The sequence below is a fragment of the Roseibium sp. ROS1 genome, from assembly GCF_054658215.1.
This window is the reverse complement of record NZ_BAAGIG010000004.1, coordinates 488,193-507,409: the sequence shown is the minus strand read 5'-3', so window position 1 is coordinate 507,409 and position 19,217 is coordinate 488,193. Positions and strand designations below refer to the sequence as shown.

Annotated in this window: 18 protein-coding genes, 1 tRNA gene and 1 pseudogene; 10 read left to right on the top strand and 10 right to left on the bottom strand. The window is 59.8% G+C overall.

All coding sequences use genetic code 11. The annotated features are described in order from the left end of the window. The first annotated feature begins 150 nt into the window (after positions 1-150). On the top strand, positions 151-1,779 hold the full coding sequence (locus ACYQ6M_RS25170) for an AMP-binding protein (protein ID WP_460076253.1): 1,629 nt from the start codon (positions 151-153) through the stop codon (positions 1,777-1,779). A gap of 11 nt (positions 1,780-1,790) precedes the next feature. Here the strand turns inward: ACYQ6M_RS25170 and ACYQ6M_RS25165 are convergent, their stop codons facing one another. From ACYQ6M_RS25165 to ACYQ6M_RS25155, 3 genes are all read right to left on the bottom strand, one after another. Beyond that, on the bottom strand, positions 1,791-2,909 hold the full coding sequence (locus ACYQ6M_RS25165; protein ID WP_460076251.1) for a GNAT family N-acetyltransferase: 1,119 nt from the start codon (positions 2,907-2,909) through the stop codon (positions 1,791-1,793). After that, positions 2,899-4,320 (bottom strand): lipopolysaccharide biosynthesis protein, encoded by a 1,422-nt coding sequence (locus ACYQ6M_RS25160; RefSeq protein ID WP_209171008.1) that lies wholly within the window; start codon positions 4,318-4,320, stop codon positions 2,899-2,901. Before ACYQ6M_RS25160 ends, ACYQ6M_RS25165 begins: the two co-directional genes overlap by 11 nt. A 430-nt stretch (positions 4,321-4,750) precedes the next feature. Further along, the gene (locus ACYQ6M_RS25155) at positions 4,751-5,149 is read right to left on the bottom strand and encodes a YchJ family protein (RefSeq protein WP_023002792.1); all 399 of its coding nucleotides are present in this window, start codon (positions 5,147-5,149) and stop codon (positions 4,751-4,753) included. Between the two features lie 109 nt (positions 5,150-5,258). Here ACYQ6M_RS25155 and ACYQ6M_RS25150 point away from each other — a divergent pair, with 109 nt between their 5' ends. Continuing rightward, positions 5,259-6,230 carry an endonuclease/exonuclease/phosphatase family protein gene (locus ACYQ6M_RS25150; protein ID WP_228870919.1) on the top strand — a complete coding sequence of 324 codons (972 nt, stop codon included), beginning with the start codon at positions 5,259-5,261 and terminating at the stop codon, positions 6,228-6,230. Positions 6,231-6,349: 119 nt separating this feature from the next. On the opposite strand, the gene ACYQ6M_RS25145 is transcribed toward ACYQ6M_RS25150, so the two are convergent. Beyond that, positions 6,350-6,715: a c-type cytochrome gene (locus ACYQ6M_RS25145; RefSeq protein WP_023002790.1), complete on the bottom strand. Its 366-nt coding sequence runs from the start codon at positions 6,713-6,715 to the stop codon at positions 6,350-6,352. Between the two features lie 188 nt (positions 6,716-6,903). Between ACYQ6M_RS25145 and ggt the strand changes: the two genes are divergently transcribed. Continuing rightward, on the top strand, positions 6,904-8,649 hold the full coding sequence (ggt, locus tag ACYQ6M_RS25140; RefSeq protein ID WP_062486562.1) for a gamma-glutamyltransferase: 1,746 nt from the start codon (positions 6,904-6,906) through the stop codon (positions 8,647-8,649). A gap of 74 nt (positions 8,650-8,723) precedes the next feature. Here the strand turns inward: ggt and ACYQ6M_RS25135 are convergent, their stop codons facing one another. The 3 genes and pseudogenes from ACYQ6M_RS25135 to ACYQ6M_RS25125 all read right to left on the bottom strand — a co-directional run bounded on the left by ACYQ6M_RS25135 (position 8,724) and on the right by ACYQ6M_RS25125 (position 9,663). After that, entirely contained in the window at positions 8,724-9,113 is a 390-nt protein-coding gene (locus ACYQ6M_RS25135) for a hypothetical protein (RefSeq protein WP_228932394.1), read from the bottom strand. Positions 9,114-9,125: 12 nt separating this feature from the next. Then, positions 9,126-9,239, bottom strand: a pseudogene (locus ACYQ6M_RS25130) (TetR family transcriptional regulator); the annotation flags it as partial. A gap of 43 nt (positions 9,240-9,282) precedes the next feature. Further along, complete coding sequence (locus ACYQ6M_RS25125) at positions 9,283-9,663, bottom strand: hypothetical protein (protein ID WP_152505303.1); 381 nt, start codon at positions 9,661-9,663, stop codon at positions 9,283-9,285. A gap of 365 nt (positions 9,664-10,028) precedes the next feature. Here ACYQ6M_RS25125 and ACYQ6M_RS25120 point away from each other — a divergent pair, with 365 nt between their 5' ends. Next, a complete protein-coding gene (locus ACYQ6M_RS25120; protein WP_023002786.1) occupies positions 10,029-10,814 on the top strand; it encodes a ThuA domain-containing protein in 786 nt (261 codons plus the stop codon). Between the two features lie 70 nt (positions 10,815-10,884). Further along, a complete protein-coding gene (locus ACYQ6M_RS25115; protein WP_460076247.1) occupies positions 10,885-11,952 on the top strand; it encodes a Gfo/Idh/MocA family protein in 1,068 nt (355 codons plus the stop codon). A 232-nt stretch (positions 11,953-12,184) separates the two neighbouring features. On the opposite strand, the gene ACYQ6M_RS25110 is transcribed toward ACYQ6M_RS25115, so the two are convergent. The 3 genes from ACYQ6M_RS25110 to ACYQ6M_RS25100 all read right to left on the bottom strand — a co-directional run bounded on the left by ACYQ6M_RS25110 (position 12,185) and on the right by ACYQ6M_RS25100 (position 14,351). After that, positions 12,185-13,243: an urea transporter gene (locus tag ACYQ6M_RS25110; protein WP_460076245.1), complete on the bottom strand. Its 1,059-nt coding sequence runs from the start codon at positions 13,241-13,243 to the stop codon at positions 12,185-12,187. Between the two features lie 460 nt (positions 13,244-13,703). Next, positions 13,704-13,922, bottom strand: a complete 219-nt coding sequence (locus ACYQ6M_RS25105) for an excalibur calcium-binding domain-containing protein (RefSeq protein WP_209171105.1) — start codon at positions 13,920-13,922, stop codon at positions 13,704-13,706. A gap of 354 nt (positions 13,923-14,276) precedes the next feature. Beyond that, positions 14,277-14,351, bottom strand: a tRNA-Gly gene (locus ACYQ6M_RS25100). Between the two features lie 244 nt (positions 14,352-14,595). Between ACYQ6M_RS25100 and ACYQ6M_RS25095 the strand changes: the two genes are divergently transcribed. The 5 genes from ACYQ6M_RS25095 (at position 14,596) to ACYQ6M_RS25075 (ending at position 19,068) form a co-directional block, all read left to right on the top strand. Further along, positions 14,596-15,117, top strand: a complete 522-nt coding sequence (locus tag ACYQ6M_RS25095; protein WP_023002782.1) for a prolyl-tRNA synthetase associated domain-containing protein — start codon at positions 14,596-14,598, stop codon at positions 15,115-15,117. Between the two features lie 139 nt (positions 15,118-15,256). Then, complete coding sequence (gene trxA, locus ACYQ6M_RS25090; protein WP_205838627.1) at positions 15,257-16,258, top strand: thioredoxin; 1,002 nt, start codon at positions 15,257-15,259, stop codon at positions 16,256-16,258. 84 nt (positions 16,259-16,342) lie between these two features. After that, a complete protein-coding gene (locus ACYQ6M_RS25085) occupies positions 16,343-17,020 on the top strand; it encodes an LON peptidase substrate-binding domain-containing protein (protein ID WP_023002780.1) in 678 nt (225 codons plus the stop codon). A 41-nt stretch (positions 17,021-17,061) separates the two neighbouring features. After that, positions 17,062-17,253, top strand: coding sequence for a Trm112 family protein (locus ACYQ6M_RS25080; RefSeq protein ID WP_031270137.1), 192 nt, complete (start codon positions 17,062-17,064; stop codon positions 17,251-17,253). Between the two features lie 435 nt (positions 17,254-17,688). Beyond that, positions 17,689-19,068 carry a DUF5624 domain-containing protein gene (locus tag ACYQ6M_RS25075; protein ID WP_460076242.1) on the top strand — a complete coding sequence of 460 codons (1,380 nt, stop codon included), beginning with the start codon at positions 17,689-17,691 and terminating at the stop codon, positions 19,066-19,068. The last annotated feature ends 149 nt before the right edge of the window (positions 19,069-19,217 follow it).

Genomic DNA, 19,217 nt, shown 5'->3' with positions numbered 1-19,217 from the left:
TATTATTCCAACCACACTTGCCAGCGTGTTTCAGAAGTCCGGTTAAGGATTTCATCGCTGCTTTCAAAGGATGGATTTCGGCTCTATTGCGCTGCAGCAATGACCGCCCTACACTCCGCTGCTCAAAATTGAAGCACCGGACGCTCTGAAATGCTGCAGCCTACTGGCAACTACGACGCGCTGAGAGAGACATTCCGCTGGCCTCGGCCCGCAACCTACAACATGGCCACAGCCGTCAGCGATGAATGGGCTGCAAGAGACCCGGAGCGCCTCGCGATCCGTCAGGTTCTCGAGAACGGTTCCTGCCGGGACTGGAGCCATCTTGCGCTGAACCGGGCGGCCAATCGCCTTGCCAACGCCCTTGAAGGCCTCGGGCTCAACCGCGGCGACCGGGTTGCCCTGCTTCTGCCGCAGATCCCACAAACTGCCATCGCACATCTGGCGGCCTACAAGACCGGCGCAATTGCAGTGCCTCTGGCAGCCCTGTTCGGGCTGGAGGCGCTGCGCTACCGGCTCTCAGATTCCGGCGCCCGCGTTCTGGTGACAGACACGGCCGGCCTGGCAAAGCTTGCGGAAATCCGGGCTGACCTGCCCGGCCTCGATCTGGTGATCTCGGTCGACGGATCGGAAACCGGCGTGTTCGGGTTTGACGATCTGCTGGACAAGGCGTCCGACACCTACCGGACCCTTGCGACCACACCCGACGATCCGGCTTTGATGATCTACACATCCGGCACCACGGGGCAGCCCAAGGGCGTGTTGCATGGCCACCGGGTGCTGCTCGGCCATATGCCCGGCATCGAGCTTTCGCAGAATTTACTCGGCCGTGAAGGCGACTTGCTCTGGACGCCCGCAGACTGGGCCTGGGCAGGCGGCTTGCTGAATGCGCTGTTTCCGGCTCTGTCTCTCGGTGTGCCGGTGGTCTGCCACGCGTCTCGCAAGTTCGACCCGGAATTCGCCTTCCATCTTCTTGAAAGACAGAAGATCCGCAATGCCTTCATTCCGCCGACGGCTTTGAAGATGCTGCGCGCTGTGGAGCGCCCGGCCGAGCACTTCGACCTCACCTGGCGCAGCGTCGGCTCTGCCGGAGAATCCCTCGGTAGGGAAACCTATGACTGGTTCGCTGCGGAATTCAGCTTCAACGTCAATGAATTCTATGGCCAGACGGAATGTAACGCGGTGCTCGGTTCTGCGGCCGCACTTGGCGTCAGCCGCTCTGGCGCCATCGGCAAGGCAACGCCTGGCCATCAGGTTGCGATCATCGATGATGAAGGCAATGAGCTGCCGGCAGAAACCCTCGGCCAGATCGCCATCCGTCGGCCGGATCCGGTAATGTTTCTGGAATACTGGAACAAGCCGGAGGCGACGCGGGAGAAGTTCATCGGAGACTGGATGATCACCGGCGACCAGGGCCTGATGGACGAGGACGGCTATGTCCATTTCGTTGGCCGCGACGACGACATCATCACCTCGGCAAGCTACCGGATCGGCCCCGGCGAGATCGAGGATTGCCTGCTGAAGCATCCGTCGATCGCGCTTGCCGCGGCTGTCGGCAAACCGGATCCGCTGCGCACGGAAATCGTCAAGGCCTTCATCGTCCTGAAGCCGGGCACGGAAAAAAGTACGGATCTGGAAAACGATATCCGCACTTTCGTCCGCGAACGTCTTTCGGCCCATGAATATCCGCGGGAAATCGAATTCGTCACCTCGTTGCCGATGACCACCACCGGCAAGATCATTCGCAGGAAATTGCGGGACCTGGAGAGCGTTGAAGGCTAGCTTCGCCTGTTTCAGGCGCGCAGGCGCTTTCTCAGCGTCCGAGCAGCTCGGCGCAGGGCTTGTTCAAACTTCAGGTCCGTCTTGCACAACGACCGCTTCAGGCCATCGGCAAAAAGCATCGTGCCGGTTTCCAGCCGGCCTCGCCACAAGGGCTCGATCATCGAATGCCCGGGAATGGCCAGGGAATCCGCTCCCCTGAAGCCAGGAATGGCCAGATTGATCTTCAAGGCCTGCAGCGCGATCTGGGCTCCGGGAGAATAGCGGGCATACTCCTCGTCAAAGGCGATCTTCCAAGAATACACCTTGCCGGACTGCTGAAACAGCACCAGGGCGGCAACCAGTGTCTGTCCCGACCAGAGCTGGTCGATCCGGACCCCGTTGCGACTTGCCAGATTGGCGACGGCCGTGCGGGCGAAGTCCGCCGTCCCGGACTGGCTGCCCAGCGCGGTTCCGGACCGGCCCTTCCAGCCGGAGGCCTCGAGCTCCAGAAAGGCTTCGAACCCGGCAATGGCATCAGATCCGGACAGACTGCGGAAGCTGGTCTTGCCGTGGTCACCGAGCCGGCGCATCAGCCGGCGCATTTCCTTGTGCCTCTTGCCGCTGTCGGCCTCGGCAAGTTGTGACTTGCCTGTCGCTCCGGCGCCGTGGCTCGCCCGGAAGGACTTCGCCAGAACCGACTTCTTTCCCGCGCCCACCGCCCTCAAGCGCGTTGCCGACTGGGAATGAAGCGGCAGATAGGGGATGGCGAGCGCATTCCCGGGCTCTCTGCCGGCATTGATGAATGCGGCGATTGCCTCGGCACTTGCGTCCGGGTGGATCAGCGGTGTTCCGAGCGGCGCGTATTCGCTTGCCCAGGTGGTATTGACCGCAACGGCCAATCCAAAACGACGTCGGCCGACGGGGGCCGCCACCAGCCAGCGGCCACCCGGCTGCTCCCGGACCACGACAAGTCGCACCGCCTGTTTGCTCATCTTTTCCAGAAACGGACGGAGGAAATCCGGACCAAAGAAAGGGTTCGGACTGAGGGCAGCCGCACAAAGCGTCTGCCAGTCCTCAAGCGGTATGGCGGCGCTCAACGGATCGAGGGACAAGACCTTGAGCTGCACGGAAGAGAGCGTATCATTGGTCAACCGGACGGTTCCTGGCGAAAAGCAAGGGCAAAACGAACGTCGTGATATTGAGCTTCCGTTTTGCCACAACCGCAAGGGCAGTGGCCTCAAAAAGGATCGCAAGACTTGTGGCAATGGCCGCTCCGGCAAGGCCGAGCAGCGGGATCAGAACAAGATTGAGGACGACATTGAGAACAAATGTCCCGGCATAAATGCCGGCGCAGGTGTTCTGGTGCCCTGTCATCGTCAGAAGCGCGTCGGCCGGACCGACGGATGCGCGCGCAAGCACGCCGATCATCAGGAGGGCGATCAGCTCGTAGCCGCTTTCAAAGTCGCTGCCGAAAAGAGCAAGCAGAAGCGGCGCGATCAGAAGCAACCCAACGCCCGCGGCCACAGACGGCCAGAAGGTCCAGAGAGTTGCCTGCCGCATGTAACCGGCAAGCCCCGAAAGATCCTGATTGTGAGTGTAGCTGGAGAAGCGATGCGCCGAGGCGGCCCTTACGGCGAAATAGACAAAATGCACCAGCGCCAGGGTTCTAGATGCAGCGAAATAGACCGCAACCTCGTCCGGATCCTGAAAGAAACTCACCATGATCACGTCAGCACTGGTGATCAGCTGCAGAAAACCGTCGACCATCAGCATCGGCATGGACACCGCCAGCCAGGATCTGAACTCGACCTTGTACGGCCCCTTCGGAACGCGTGGGCCCAGCCGCCTGCGAAGATGCACAAACTGGTAAAGCGCGACCAGCGCCGTTGCCACGACGGCCACGATGGCAGCTGTCAGTGCATCGGGCCGAAACCCGGCCAGAACGGCACCGACCAGCAGGAACAGGATCGCCAGCGGCCGCCAGATATAGGTTGGCAGCATTGCCAGCGACGACCAGTCGTAGCTGCGTGCGATACCGTCCTGCACCAATCCGAAAGCAAAGAAGGGCAGCGCCAGCAGGACGACCGACAAGGGCTGGAAATAGGACGTATCAATAAGCGGGCGAAACAGGGCGAGACAGCCGATGCCTATGACCGCCGCAGCTCCCCCGAGAAAAAACGCCATTTGCCGGCTCGTTCGCAAGAACCCGCGCAGGCGCGCCATATCCCGGTTCTGCAGATACTGCGGGATGAACCTGCTGGCAGAGGTGGAAAAGCCGCCGCAGGCCATGACACCCAGAACGATCACGAAAGTCCAGGCAACCGAATAGAGGCCATAGTCATGCGCCCCCAACAGGCGCGCGAGCACGATTTGCGACAGATAGGCGAGCGCTGCACCGGCGATCCGCACCGCAAAGGTCGATACCGCCATCCGGCCCGCAGCGTGCCGTTCGCTTCCACTTCCCTTGAGGAACTCCAGGATCTGATCAGCACCCTTCCCCAATCCCAGAGGCGAGGCGATGCCTTGCAAACGCTTGGTCCAGGAGTTGGCGGAAAAACGCACGTAGGGGTCCCTTATGAGTACTCTTCCGTATTTGTGACATGAGTGACTTAATATTCTATGGCGATCAGTCAAACGCAGCCAGCAACGTTTCACAGATGTGTGAGGACGATGGAAAGTTGGTCAAGACGTTGATTTTACCTTCTATCCTGCCAATTCCGTTCTCAGCGTTCGGACATCCATGAAGACAGCTTCCCTGCTTGACACCGGCACCGGGAATCATGCTAATGAGAACAAATCGAGAACGAGATTCGATTCGACCCTGTCGACCACCCTCGGCTGACCCTGCCGCGGGCTTTCCCGATCTCCTTGTTGCGGATGTTGAGGGCTGCCTCCCCTTCTATCTGCAAATTGGTCCGGTCCCTGCTCCCGCCGCCAATCGCAGGGACCGGACGATTTTTTTCAAAGTCAAAAATGAAGACAGCCAGCCGACCTATTCCGGCACGGCTTCCACGTAATACCAGCGACCGCTTTTCTTGCGAAAACGGCTCAGTTCGCGGTGCACGTGAAGCTTGCCGGCGGACAGGTATTTTGCCTCGAAAAGAACGGTGCCGTCCCTGTCGGCAGGCCCGCCCTTGTCGGTGGCCAACACACTGAGGCCCGTCCAGTGGCTTTCCGCTGCCCAGCGCGCCGTGCCTTGCGCATCGAAACTCGGCTGATACTTCGGCCAGAGCGTTTCCTTCAGATACGGAATGAGTTGCCGGACGTAAGCACTGTAACGCGAGCGCATCAAGGCCTCTGCGGTTTCGGGCAGGGCCTTTCCGGCAAGATAAGGTTCACAGCACAGATCGAACCCCTTGCCGCTGCCACAGGGGCATCCCTCTCCGCTCATTTGCCTCTCCCCGTCTTTGGTCGGCTCATTCCTGCATCTGCGCTCTCTACCACTTGGCCCGATGCGCGGCTATGGTTTCAGGTACGCTTTCCAGCTTCGGGCCTGCTGAATGAGACTTGCCACTTTCAACATGGAATCCTTTGGTGCGGACCGGCATGATCCGGACGCACTGACACCCCGGCTGGACGCGCTTCGGCCAAAGATTCTGGAGCTTGAGGCCGACATCCTTTGTCTGCAGGAAGTCAACGCGCAGAAACGGAAAGGTGTCTCAGCACGGCAGTTCCAGGCGCTGGAACTTCTTCTGGAGGGAACGCCGTACGAGAAATTTCACCGGGCAACCAGCGAACGACCTTCGGGGAAAGGTCCCGGCGACCGCCATAACCTGGTGGTTCTCTCGCGCTTTCCGATAACCAGGTGCTTAAGTCTTTACCAGGCACATGCCCACCCGCCGCACTGGCAGCCCAAAACCGCTGTACCGGCCTATCGCAGCCCGCAGACGATCCTGTTCGACAGGCCCGTTCTGCAGGTGGAAATCGACATCGGCACCGGCCGCCCCCTGCACGTCTTCTGCGTTCATTTGCGGGCGCCTATCGCCGCGATGATACGCGGTGGCAAGGCAGAGGACCGCACGTGGACATCCGTTTCCGCATGGGCGGAAGGGTATCAGCTATCAGTGTTGAAACAGACCGCCCAGGCACTCGAACTGCGCCTTGCGGTGGAAGACCTTTTCGATGCAAACGAGGATAGCCAGATCGTCCTGGCGGGTGATTTCAACGCGACCGGGGAAACCGGAACCTTGAGGCTGCTGCGCGCCGACCCGGACGACACCTGTTCGCCGCAACTTGCCGCGCGCCGCCTCTACCAGCTGGACGCTTCATTGCCGCCGGAAAAGCGCCAGACCGTCATTCACAAGGGCAAGGGACAGGCTCTGGACCACATTCTGGCCAGCGCATCCGTCGCCCACCGAACGGTTGACTTCAAGGTGTTCAATGTCGGTCTTCCGGATGAAGTCTTCGACGCGGATGAAGACGCCTATGCCGGATCCTTCCACGCCGCGATGCTGGCCGAGTTCGAGTTTTAAGGGACCAGTGGCAAATCTTGCGGTGCCCTTAGACCACGTCCTGACGAGGCACGAGTGTGCAGTCTCGAAGGACGGGCTTCGTGCCCCCCTCGCAACGAGGTCTGGTGTAGCGAAGAACCTCAGGGCGCCAGGGATTCGATGTAGCTGGCGAGATTGGCGATTTCGATGTTGCCGAGGGTCATGTTCGGCATTTGCGGATGGGGATCGGCAAGGAAGGTCGCAAGTTTTTCTTCCGTCCAGCCGGGATCCTTCGCAATGTCATAAAAGCTTGGCAGCGACGCGCTGGAGGCGCGATCCTGGTCTTCAGACACGAGGTGGCAGGCAGAGCACCATTGCAGCGCCAGCGCTTTGCCGGCAGCAGCATCGCCCGCCTCGGCAGCACTCGCACCGGAGAGGGCGGCGACGGCCATCAGGGTGACCCCACCCAGGAATGATCGCACACCCGAATGGAGACGCGGTTTCGAAACGGCAATTGCCTTGCTCATGAATCCTCCTTCAACCAGTCGCGTTCTGGCCCACGTGCAGCTTGTCCCTTCAAGACTGCAGCCTATCTCATCATCTAGCCTTGCGCTGAATCAAGAACGACTTAAAGTTGTCGGACAGAGCGCCACGCCCGTTGCGCGTCCTGCCCTCCACTTGCCAACTCCCGCCATCCAGGCGACCGGAGAGACACATGAAACATCTTCTCAAATCCAGCTTTGCCGCGGTTTCCCTGGCGACCGCCCTTGTTGTCGGCATCGCGGCACCTCTCGCCGCGCAGGATTCGCCGATCTATTCGCTGAAAGACCGCTTCCAGCCTGAAACGGCGCAGAACGGCATGGTTGCCAGCCAGGAAGCCGTCGCAAGCCGCGTCGGTGTCGACATCCTGAAGAAAGGTGGCAACGCAGTCGATGCCGCCATAGCCACCGGCTTCGCGCTTGCCGTCACGCTGCCGCGCGCCGGCAACCTGGGGGGCGGTGGTTTCATGATGATCCACCTGGCGGACAGCGGCGACACCAAGGCGCTCGACTATCGGGAAATGGCACCTGCCGCAGCCTTCAAGGATATGTTCCTGGGAGAAGACGGCGAACCCGATAACCAGAAATCCCGCTTTTCCGGTCTTGCTGTCGGTGTGCCGGGCACGGTCGCCGGCTTTGCCGAAGCCTTTGAAAAACACGGCAGCGGCAAGCTGACCTGGGCAGAGTTGGTCGCACCTGCCATTGACCTTGCGGAAAACGGCATCGAAGTGACACCGGATCTCGCGGCATCGCTGACCGCATCCGCAAAGCGCCTTCTTCAGGACCCGGCCACCGCCGCGATCTTCTACAAGACCGGCGGCCTGCCGTTCGTACCGGGCGAGACACTCAAGCAGACGGATCTTGCCGCAACGCTGAAACTGATCGCCGACAAGGGGGCAGCCGGGTTCTACACCGGTGAAGTTGCCGAAAAGATCGCACAGAAGGTGACTGCCTCCGGAGGCGGCATGACCACGGAAGACCTGGCCGGATACAAACCGGTCTGGCGCGACCCCGTCGTGGGCAGCTACCACGGCTATGAAATCGCATCGATGCCCCCACCGTCTTCCGGCGGCGTGCACATCGTGCAGATCCTCAACATGCTGCAGGGCTATCCGCTTGCCGAATATGGTCCGAACTCTGCAGACAGCATCCACGTGATGGCCGAAACCATGCGGCGCGCCTACGCGGACCGCTCCAAGTATCTGGGCGACCCGGATTTTGTCGATGTTCCGGTAAAGGGTTTGACCGATCCGGCTTATGCCGCTGAACTGGTGAAATCCATCAAGATGGATGTGGCAACGCCTTCCGAAGAGGTGAAGCCCGGCGATCCTTTCCCCTATGAAAGCAACCAGACCACGCATTATTCCGTTGTCGACAAGGACGGCAATGCGGTCTCCAACACCTACACGCTGAACTTCTCCTACGGCGTCGGCCTGACCGCCGATGGTACGGGGGTCTTGCTCAACAATGAACTGGACGACTTTTCCGCAAAGCCCGGCGTGCCCAACGCCTATGGCCTCATCGGCGGAACGGCCAACGCGGTTGAGGGCGGCAAGCGGCCACTTTCGTCCATGAGCCCGACGTTGGTGTTCAAGGACGGCAAGCTGTTCCTTGCCACCGGTTCGCCAGGCGGCAGCCGTATCATCACCACCACGCTGCAGATCATCCTCAACGTTGTCGATCACGGCATGAACATCGCCGAGGCGACGGCTGCTCCGCGCATCCACAATCAGTGGCTGCCGGATGAAATCCGCATCGAGGAAGGTCTTTCTCCGGACACGATCCGCTTGCTGGAAGCCCGTGGGCACAAGGTGGAAGTCAAGAACGCCATGGGGTCGACCCAGTCGATCATGCTCGTTGACGGTGTTCTGGCGGGGGCTTCCGACCCGCGGCGCCCCGGCGCGCTTTCCGCCGGCTACTGAGGCACCAACAGCCTCCACATTACCCCGGGCGCGCTAGGAGCGCCCGGATTTTTTTATGGCTCTCCGGTCGAGGATTACTTTCTCGACCCTGTTTCTGTCGCCATTGCAACCAGCTGCGCAAAGCGCCGATCGAGGGCAACACGCTCATCTGCCGGCATATCCGGCCAGACAATCTGGCTGCCGACAAAAGCCGCGTATTCGATTTTGGCAACATCTGCTGCAAGCGCAGGCTCCATCCCTCCGGCTTCGTAAAGCCGCGCGACAAACCCGGTTCGCAAATCATCGACGTCTCGGACGATCTCCTGCGCCCGAAGGTCTGATTGCGCGAATTGGCGCACGGCCTGCTCCAGCCGGTGGTCCAGACGATTGGCGAGATCCGACAGCTTCTGCGCCCGCAGATCCCCTTTTTCGGCCAGCGCCTGTTCGGCAATGTCGAGCGTGTGCCGCTGTTTCCAGGCAAGCATCAGGGCTTCGACGAAAGCCCCGTGATCCTGAAAATGGTGATAGAACGAGCCGCGCGTGCGGTCTGCTGCGGTGCAGAGAGCCTCGATGGTCAGTCCCGCCGGCCCATCCTTTGCAAGCTGTGTCAGACCGAGATCAAGCCAGTCCGATTTTCCGAAACGCTTCCTCAGATCAACTCACTCCGCCCAGAATACCAAGACCACCCAGCAGGACAATCGGCAGAAACAGCCAGCCCTGCGGCATCTGGCTGTATTTCTGCTTCTTCAGCGGTGGCACTGCAAGGCCCAGCAGACAGAAAGAAGCTGTCAACACGGTCGCCACCAAGCCGAGATCGAGGCTTTCAGCCCGCACACCCGCGACGGCAAACATGACGGCAATCATTGCCAGAACGATTGTCACGATATGCCAGCAGTAATAGGCGACATATTTCGGCACCGGGTGGAGATCCGACGCTTTCAGCAGCGGTACGGCGATCGTCCGCCCCCCTGCGAATGTATGCAGCAGACAGACGGCAGCCGAAAGACCCGCGGCTGCAAGCAATAGACCATTCATTTCACCACTCCTCCAAAACAAACCATAACATATGGTATGTTTTCATGAACTGACCTGACTGGAAATGCGGCGGTGGGTCACAGCCCCAGGCTTCTCGTTCCGATCGGCTCCTTCTTTGCCTCGGCAGTGTCCGCCCCTGAGGCCCCGCCCTGAACGACGGACATCTGTCGACGACGCGGAGCGTACCGGCCGGAGAGCAACCGGCGAGAACTGTGATCGAATATTACAGCCCCTCCGATTGACAGCACAAAACCTCGGTGCTAGCGCTATCCAAAGCGCTTTGGAGGAACTTTTCAAAAGAAAGCGCTTTCTATCCTTAGCTCGCCAACAATTCTGCCAACATCTGAAGAACGGGAGAGGCTGAAATGCCGATCAGAGCCGTGGTCTGGGGCGAAAACGTCCATGAACAGCACAACAAGATCGTCGCGGGTGTCTATCCGGACGGCATGCACCAGTGCATTGCCGATACGCTGAACACCGATCCCGAAATCACCGCCACCACCGCTACCTTGCAGGAACCCGAACACGGTTTGACGAAGGAACGCCTTGCCGAAACGGATGTGCTGTTGTGGTGGGGTCACGCCGCCCATGGCGACGTTTCCGATGAAGTGGTGGAGCGCGTCTGCGACGCCGTCTGGTCCGGCATGGGCATGGTGTTTCTGCATTCGGCCCATTTCGCCAAGCCGTTCAAACGCTTGATGGGCAGCCCGTGCAATCTCACCTGGCGCGAGGCCGGGGAGCGCGAGCGCCTGTGGGTGACCAGCCGCAACCATCCGATCACCAACGGTCTTCCCGACAGCTTCGAGCTGGAGATGGAAGAAATGTACGGTGAGCCCTTCGGTGTGCCGGAACCGCTGGAGACGGTCTTCATCAGCTGGTTCCAGGGCGGCGAGGTCTTCCGCTCGGGCCTCACCTACAAGCGCGGCGCGGGCAACGTCTTCTACTTCCGCCCGGGGCACGAAACCTATCCGACCTATCACAATACCCATGTGCAGACGGTGCTGAAGAACGGCGTCAAATGGGCGTTCAACCCGATGGCCCGGATCGCCGATCCGAACATTGCACCCAATGTTCCGGTGGAAGCGGCTCCCGAAAAGATCGAGGAACGCGGCCCGAAGCTGCACGCCGACGGCGAAGAAGGTTTCCGCTGATCCACTTTCCCTTCCGGACCGGCAGACTTTCGCCGGTCCGTCCTGCCCTCAAACGCTGAGGAAGATCCCCGTGACCTCTGCTGCACACCCTCTCCGGATCCTGATAGTCGGCACCGGCAACATGGCGCGTACCCATGCGGATGCCTTTTCAACGATCGACGGCGTTGAAATCGTCGGCGGCGTCGACCAGCGCCCGGACGTGCTCACCCAGTTCTGCGACACCTTTGCCATTCCGAACCGCTTCGCAACGCTGGAAGAGGCAATTGCCTGGGGCGAATTTGACGCTGCGGCAAACGTGACGCCGGACGCGGCGCACCATCCGACCACGATGGCCCTGATGACCGCGGGCAAGCACGTTTTGTGTGAAAAGCCGCTGGCGACCAACGCTGCCGACGCCCGGGAGATGGCGGATCTCGCCCACGCGAAGAAGCTGATCGGCATGGTCAACCTGAGCTATCGCAATGTTGCCGTGCTGCAAAAGGCCGCCGAGCTGGTTGCGGGTGGCGCCATCGGTGCGCTTCGTCACTTCGAGGCTTCCTACCTGCAAAGCTGGCTGACGCAGCCGGCGTGGGGGGACTGGAAGACCGAGAGCCAGTGGCTCTGGCGCCTGTCGAGCGCGCACGGTTCCAAGGGCGTTCTCGGCGATGTCGGCATCCATATCCTCGACTTCGTCATCTTCGCCGCCGGCAGCCCGGTGAGCGAACTTTCCTGCCGGCTGAAGACCTTTGACAAGGCAGAGGGCGGCAGGATCGGCGAATACACGCTCGATGCCAACGACAGCGCCACCCTGCAGGCCGAGCTTGAAAACGGCGCGCTCGGCACGATCAGCGCCACCAGGTTTGCCTCCGGCCATCTGAACGACCTGCGCCTGCGCCTTTATGGCGACAAGGGCGGCCTGGAAGTGCGTTTCGAGAAGGGCATCGAAGGCCTGCGCATCTGCCAGGGCGAAGATCTTTCTTCTGCGACCTGGACTGACATCGAGGTTGGCGCTGTTCCGACAGTCTACCAGCGGTTTGCCGCCGCTATCCTGACCGGAGCCCCGGCCGACCCCGATTTCGACCACGGCGCCCGGCTTCAGGTCGCCCTCGACCTTGCCGAACGCTCCCACACGGAGAACGGCTGTTTTCTGAAAGTCTGAGGCTGACGTCATGAGAAATGTGAGCGGAGCCACTCAATAAAGCCCCGCTCACACGCCTCCCTCTCGATCGTCATCCCGGACGCAGCGACGCGAATTTTCGGGATCGGAGAGCCCCAAATAGGCAGCATCAAGAAACTGGAGGGGCTAGAGAAGGATGACAGGCTGGTCGGAGGTATCAACCTATCCAAGCCCAGCCCTCTCGGCCTGCATGGAGCCTGACCTGTCTGCCGGTTCAGCCTTCCCGCAACCCCTTAAAATAACGCCTGCGGTTGGCCTCTGGCGTAACGGCGTCAGCCGGAGCAACTGGAACAAGGGCCGCAAATCCGTTGACGCCGATCAGCATCAGCCAGGTCACGATCACGAAGGTCGAGGTGAGCACCGGCATGCCGATGGGCTCCAGAAAGATCGCGACGGACGCCCAGAGCCAGGTCGACACAACAACGCCAAACAGCGTGTAGAGGGCAGAGGCTGGCGTCAGCACCAGAAAGAAGCCCCCGAGCGCGATCGCCGTCAGGGCCGCGTTATAGCCGAAGAGACCGTCACTGATCGCCCCTTCCGGCGCACCGTAAACAACGGCAACAAAGGCTGCCACATTGGCCCCGAGCAGCGCCATGATCGCGCTGATGCGCGAATTCAACGCAATGCCGAGCACGATCAGATATCCGCTGATCCAGTTGTCCTGAAAGAAGATCTGGCCGATGGCATTACCGATGCCCTTGTACCAGGTCGCGAGAGTGTACTGGACCGTGCCGTCATACTGGGTGGGCGAGACGGGCTTGGCGAGTGGGCCGGCATCGATGCTGTGGAACTTCAGGACGGCAAACAGGAACAGCCAGCCGACCAGCACGAACGGCATTGTCAGCGGCGCGACCCTATGCGGGCCAAGCAGGTTTGCAAGACTGGTGAAGACCATGGCCGTCATGGCGGAACCGAACGCGATATAGACCGTCAGATAAACGGACGGAACAGCGCCGTAGTGAAAATCCTCGCTTGTAAACGCAATCAGCGCCAGCGCGACAAGCGCTCCGTTGAAGCCGAACAGCCCGTCGCGGATCAGCCCCTTGTCCGCCTGCAGCAGAACCGCCGTCGCGGTGGAGATGACCACTCCGAAAACGGCAATGGCGCCATAGATCGGCGAATTGAAGAAAAGCGCGCCCAGGATGATCAGGCCCGAGACCGGATTGTTCTGAAACACGACCTGCCCGATGCCACGCAGGCACCAGTCGACAAAACCGAAAACCGGATGTTCCTTCAATGCGTTCAATGCCTTCCCCCCGACTGCAAGCGGCATCCGGGCACGGTAACACGGCCGGGCAGAAGGCGCGGAACTATTGACCGCGGTGCGATCATTTTTTTGAAACGCGACCAGACGTGCCGGACAGCCGGTTCCGGGCGTGTCTCTTTGGGCCCGAAAAGCTTCGGGTGTGCCAGGCAGGATCTGGATGGATCGGCGCGAGACGCCAAGCGCTGGCAGGCACTGGAACTGCAGCGGAACCGAATGGTTCCACTGCAGCCAAGTTGGGTACTTGAGGCAAAGCAAAAGACGGAGACAACCGGTATCCGGCTTCTCCGCATAATGCTCGCTGACATTACTCCCTGGCCCCTGCAACATCGTTCAGGTTGGGAGCCGGGTTTGTATCAATGTTTAGACGAACCTTGAAATACTGCCGAAAAACATGGACTTTTGCCGCGACAGGGACTGAATTTGACTATGACAGCAAGCCCCAAAAAACCTTGAACTGCCTCGACATCTAACGCGGCCATGGTTCACAAGCGATCCCGTCATTGTCAGCATCGTGTTTCGGCCAATACCCAGGTTCGCCACGATTTGCCGGTGCCAAGCCAACTGAACGTGCTGCAACGCAATTCGGAGCAGATGCAAGATGCAGCAAGGTAACGCTTCGGGACCAGGGACTGAAGAATGGCAGAGCCCAATATGTGAGCGAAAGAAACGCCAGAACAAATGCCATTGCCAACAAGGGGGTCCAGGCTCTGAAAGCCTCCGAAGAACGACCCCGAAAGCTTTTGGACGACACTTCACGGAACCGATTTTTAAGCCGCAAAGCTTTTTCGTCTGCCGTGTTGCGGTCGGCCACTCGCATGTTGCGCAAGATCTTGCTCATGTCACATCGAATTTGTTTTCGACAACATCAACATACTAGGTAGAATATGATTTAGTTCCGATTGAGCTTTTCGTTCGATTTTTAGCGGATCCGGGTCGCAGGTCCGATGATCTGACGGCTGCACGGAAATTCATTTAGGATCAAGAAACAAAAAAACCAGCATTCTTTCGATTGCTGGTTTCCTGGACCTTTCGGTCGAATTGGAGCGGGCGATGGGATTCGAACCCACGACCCCAACCTTGGCAAGGTTGTGCTCTACCCCTGAGCTACGCCCGCATAGCGTCCCTGGTCCGTGGCGGTGACCGCCTCGGCGTCGGTGGCGCAGTATATGAACTATGCTGAGACGGATTGCAACACCGAAATTGAAGAAATTTTTTTAGCCGTCGATTTGTGGATTTCCTGTGAAATCAAAGCCGGAAAATCGCAGATTTCTGCCGCTTTTTCTACCCTTCACCTCTTGTGGCCGGCAGCCAAATCGCGTTAGACAGCGCAAAAGCTCTCAAAATTCTCAGGAAAACCCATGCCGGCAACACGCGACGACCTACTGGCCTATTTCGAGGAACTCGGGATCCCTGTCACGACGGTGGATCACGAGCCCGTCTTTACAGTTGCCGAGTCCGGCGACCTGCATGACCGCATTCCCGGTGGCCACACCAAGAACCTGTTCGTGAAGGACAAGAAGGGACGGCTGTTTCTGATCGTTGCCCTGCACGACGCGGAAATCGACCTGAAGAAAGTGCACCAGATCATCGGCGCTCAAGGGCGCGTATCTTTCGGCAATGCCGATCTTCTGATGGAGGTGCTGGGCGTGGAACCGGGTTCGGTGACCCCCTTCTCGCTGATCAACGACCGCGAAGCCCAAAGGGTCACGCCCGTGTTCGACGCAGCCATGATGCAACATGAAGTGCTGAATTATCACCCGTTGAAGAACAACGCGACGACGGCGATCTCCGCAGCCGACCTTCTGAAATTCGCCTCTGCTTGCGGCCACACGGCGCAGGTTCTGGCGGTCAGCGAAGAGGCCAAGGCAGCCGGCCTGTAACGGTCACCTACTTTCGGCAGGCGAAGGCGTTTGTATTTCGCGCGCAGTGGCTCCATGTTATGGGCCAAATCAACCCTTCAACGGCATTCACTTTGAGCCGGCAGGCCCCAGGCACCGGCAGGAAAATTCGAGGCGGCACATGAGCAACGGCAATTACAGCATCGGCGGCCAGGTCGGCGGCGGCTTTGGCGCCAGCATGGGTGGCGGTTATGGCGGCCAAATGGGCGGTGGCGGCATGGGCGGCGGCAACGGTGGTGGCGACGCCCCTGCAGGCGACCTCATTTTTGACGTCACGACGCAGACCTTCATGGCCGATGTCATGGAAGCTTCCCGCCAGCAACCGGTTCTGGTTGATTTCTGGGCACCCTGGTGCGGTCCGTGCAAGCAGCTCACACCGATCATCGAAGCTGCGGTGAAAGCCGCTGGCGGCCGCGTAAAGCTGGCCAAGATGAACATTGACGACCATCCGGAAATTGCCGGCCAGATGGGTATCCAGTCGATCCCGGCCGTGGTGGCCTTCAAGGATGGCCAGCCGGTGGACGGTTTCATGGGCGCACAGCCTGAAAGCCAGATCCAGGCATTTATCGAGCGCGTTGCCGGCCCTGCACCGGTCAGCCAGACCGACACCTTCCTGGAGCAGGGCGCAGAGCTACTGCTGGCCAAGGATTATGGTCAGGCTGCCCAGCTTTTCGGCGCCGTGATGCAGATGGAACCGGACAACGTGACCGCGATTGCCGGCCTGGCACAGTGTTATATCGGTGCTGACGATCTGGAGCGGGCCAAGCAGGCATTGGAACTGGTTCCGGAAGAAAAACACTCCGACGAAGCCTATGTCGCCGCCAAGGCCGCGGTGGAGCTGGCCGAACAGGCAGCATCCCTCGGCGACCTTGCCGAGCTTCAGGATCGCATTGCCAAGGATCCGCTTGATCTGCAGGCCCGCTTCGACCTGGCTCTTGGCCTCAACGGCAAGGGCAACAAGGAAGGCGCAGTCGACGAACTGATCGAGATCGTTCGCCGCGACCGCGAGTGGAACGAGGACGGCGCGCGCAAGCAGCTGCTGCAATTCTTCGAAGCCTGGGGCTTCAAGGATCCGGCCAGCGCCTACGGCCGTCGCAAGCTTTCCTCCGTGCTGTTTTCTTGACGACCGCCGCAACTGACACACATTTAGGAAACAGCACGAAGCTGGCAGTCATGCTGCGATAACGAAAACAAAGAAGGCATTGGAATGCAGGCGGGAAATGCCATTTACGAGACCATCGCGGATCTGCCGCCGGTCCTGCCCGTGTTTCCGCTTGCCGGTGCGTTGCTGTTGCCCCGCACACAGCTGCCGCTGAACATCTTCGAGCAGCGCTATATCGACATGGTGGATGCCGCATTGGCCGGCAACCGCCTGATCGGCATGGTGCAGCCTTCACCCGACCGTCATTCGGACGATCCGGACAATCCGGCTCTTGCCAGCGTCGGCTGCGTCGGAAGGCTCACCAGCTTTCAGGAAACCGGCGACGGGCGATACCTGATCACGCTGCAGGGCATCACCAGGTTTGCCGTTGGGCGCGAGCTTGAGGACTACAGCAGGTTCCGCCAGATCGAGTGCGATTTCTCCGCCTTTGCACATGACCTCAAGTGCGGCCAGGGCGAGGAGGAAGTCGACCGGACGAGCCTTCTGAGAACCTTGCGCGACTATCTGGACGCCAACAACCTGGAAGCCGACTGGCAAAGCGTGTCGGAAGCCGAAACCGAGGTGCTGGTCAACGCCCTGTGCATGATGTGCCCCTACGGCCCGCAGGAAAAGCAGGCCCTTCTGGAAGCCCGCGACCTGAAGACCCGTGCCGAAACCCTGATTGCCATCACCGAGATGGACATAGCCCGCTCGCAGAATGACGGCGGCACCACCTTGCAGTGAGTGCTCCGAACATGGCGCTCCAACCTGAAAGACACTCCCAGATGACAGAACCGACCGAACGCCCGGTTGACCGCAAGCTGCTGGAACTGCTGGTCTGCCCCGTGACCAAGACCACGCTGGAATATGACGCGGACGCCAAGGAGCTGATTTCGCGCACCGCCAAGCTTGCCTACCCGATCCGCAACGGCATCCCGATCATGCTGCCCGATGAGGCGCGCAAGCTGGAAGGCTGAAGCCACCGGCCAGCAATAAAGCCCGGGCGACTGACTCCGGCCCCTAACCCAAAAGTGGGCTTAGACGAAAAGCTTAAGCCGAACCCCTTGGTCCAGCAGGGCTTTCAGGGTTCGGACATGCTTTGAAAATCTGAAACAAGCAAGAAACTGCGACTTGTCCGGCCCTGCGCTGGCAGGAACGCAAATCGCCCGCTTCGCGCCAGCAAATTGGTCATTCACCAGCGCCCGGCCTTGTCCTGAAAACCGCCGTTCGTTGCACGGGAACCGGACTTTCGTCGCGACATGAACGAACGGCAGCAGAGCTGGACAAAGCGGACCTGGGGTCAGAACGCAAGCAAGCCTGATGTGAAGTCAACATAAGGGAACGACTGGGTTTACCATACTCCGGAGACAACTTTGTGTGGTCTTCCCATGCCAACTCAATCTTGAGTGTGTATGATTACGCGCATAGTCAGCCAAAGGGGTTTTGATATGCGTCTGTATTCGGTTCCCGTGCTCGCTCTCGTTTTAATCCTTGGCCTGGCCCTGCCGCTCAGGGCGCAAAGCACCGATCCTTGTGCCGCTCCGCCAAGCGTGGATTCCACGTTCACCTGCCTTTTCAACATCTTCCCTCGCAGCCAAGGCAGTGCAGACAGCCCCAGCATCGGCTGGGCATTGGCGCAGGTGGTGGCCAAGAACGGCGGGGCAGGCCCTATTGCCTCCGATGGTCCCTTGGTCATCGTGAATGGCTACGGTGTATTTGTTTATGACGGCAAACAGGCCTCCGCTGGCAAGCTGCTGGACCATGTGCTCACCCGCAACGACCCGGCCACAGGTTTCGTGCAGGCGACGGCGCTGTCGCACATTGGCCCCGCCCTGGCCTATCTTGCGGCGCTGAAGGCCGACAACTCTCCGCTCTTTGAAAAGTTGTTGTCGGACCTGGAGTCCCGCATCGCCCATGCTGCATCGCAGCTGAAGCTTAACCCTGACTGGATCAGCAAGCTGGAGGCGCCCTCCTGGAAGGAACGCCCGGACGAGATCAACGCCATGATGACCTATGGGATGTGGATGGCGCTGGATTATGTCCAACGTGTCCGTGCCGGGAAGGTGAAGAATTTTGACGCCAAGTCGGTCGCGGAAGATTTCTACAATGGCGGTGACAAGCGCTATGAAGTGCCGTTCAACAACGTGATGATCGGCACCTTCATGCTGGCGGCACTCAACAGTGTCCAGGAGTTGCAAATGATGATCGCCAACAACACCGACACAATCAACTGGGCTGACGCCCGTGTTGTGGTGCACATGCCCATCGGCACCAATTATGGGGCGGGGCTGACCTTGTCGACCAACCAGCTTGCGGCGGCCCTGCCTGTCTTGAGCGACGGCAAGATCGGGTCAGAGAACATCCTGATCATGCCCTATGCGGTGGCCCCCTGCACGAAGGTTTCGGTGATCACACAGTGCCCGCTTGAAGTGTTTACCAGTGATCTCAATGCTGCGACTTATGGCTTTTATTCGCAGACCGCTTGGCTGGGTGTCTACAATCGCACCCAGATCGCGCGGAATGCGTTCTACAACGTCGACGACATTGAAACGGTGTTATCGAAGCAAATCCCCGGAGATTACCCGTTGACCTCGGCGGATGACATCGATGCCTTCATGATGCGGCTCAAGTATTCGCTGATCAACGGTGACCAGCTGCTGTCCAACTCGGTTGGGTTCTGGCTGCCGGGCGCGCTGAAAGCCAACGGGTGGGACACCAGCACGCTGAAAATTCCCGGCGTGAACGCGGGGTTCCCGAAGGGTGTCAAGCGATACCCCAAGCCGAAAAGCTAGAGCATCCTGCGGTCAAGGGAACTGCGGTGAATGCCATAACCGTCATCGCTGCAGTCGATTTGTATCGGTCTGCAGTACCGCGCAGACTGCACCGCCGATCTTGATCCTCCAATTGCCGTACGGAGTGGTTTCAGCATAACAGGGAGCCG

Bases quoted from the DNA above. Each gene is read 5' to 3' on its own strand.
- ACYQ6M_RS25170 (WP_460076253.1), top strand. From the start codon at position 151: ATGCTGCAGCCTACTGGCAACTACGACGCGCTGAGAGAGACATTCCGC.
- ACYQ6M_RS25155 (WP_023002792.1), bottom strand. From the start codon at position 5,149: ATGAGCGGAGAGGGATGCCCCTGTGGCAGCGGCAAGGGGTTCGATCTG.
- ACYQ6M_RS25150 (WP_228870919.1), top strand. From the start codon at position 5,259: ATGAGACTTGCCACTTTCAACATGGAATCCTTTGGTGCGGACCGGCAT.
- ACYQ6M_RS25145 (WP_023002790.1), bottom strand. From the start codon at position 6,715: ATGAGCAAGGCAATTGCCGTTTCGAAACCGCGTCTCCATTCGGGTGTG.
- ggt (WP_062486562.1), top strand. From the start codon at position 6,904: ATGAAACATCTTCTCAAATCCAGCTTTGCCGCGGTTTCCCTGGCGACC.
- ACYQ6M_RS25135 (WP_228932394.1), bottom strand. From the start codon at position 9,113: ATGCTTGCCTGGAAACAGCGGCACACGCTCGACATTGCCGAACAGGCG.
- ACYQ6M_RS25125 (WP_152505303.1), bottom strand. From the start codon at position 9,663: ATGAATGGTCTATTGCTTGCAGCCGCGGGTCTTTCGGCTGCCGTCTGT.
- ACYQ6M_RS25120 (WP_023002786.1), top strand. From the start codon at position 10,029: ATGCCGATCAGAGCCGTGGTCTGGGGCGAAAACGTCCATGAACAGCAC.
- ACYQ6M_RS25110 (WP_460076245.1), bottom strand. From the start codon at position 13,243: ATGCCGCTTGCAGTCGGGGGGAAGGCATTGAACGCATTGAAGGAACAT.
- ACYQ6M_RS25105 (WP_209171105.1), bottom strand. From the start codon at position 13,922: ATGGCATTTGTTCTGGCGTTTCTTTCGCTCACATATTGGGCTCTGCCA.
- ACYQ6M_RS25095 (WP_023002782.1), top strand. From the start codon at position 14,596: ATGCCGGCAACACGCGACGACCTACTGGCCTATTTCGAGGAACTCGGG.
- trxA (WP_205838627.1), top strand. From the start codon at position 15,257: ATGAGCAACGGCAATTACAGCATCGGCGGCCAGGTCGGCGGCGGCTTT.
- ACYQ6M_RS25085 (WP_023002780.1), top strand. From the start codon at position 16,343: ATGCAGGCGGGAAATGCCATTTACGAGACCATCGCGGATCTGCCGCCG.
- ACYQ6M_RS25080 (WP_031270137.1), top strand. From the start codon at position 17,062: ATGACAGAACCGACCGAACGCCCGGTTGACCGCAAGCTGCTGGAACTG.
- ACYQ6M_RS25075 (WP_460076242.1), top strand. From the start codon at position 17,689: ATGATTACGCGCATAGTCAGCCAAAGGGGTTTTGATATGCGTCTGTAT.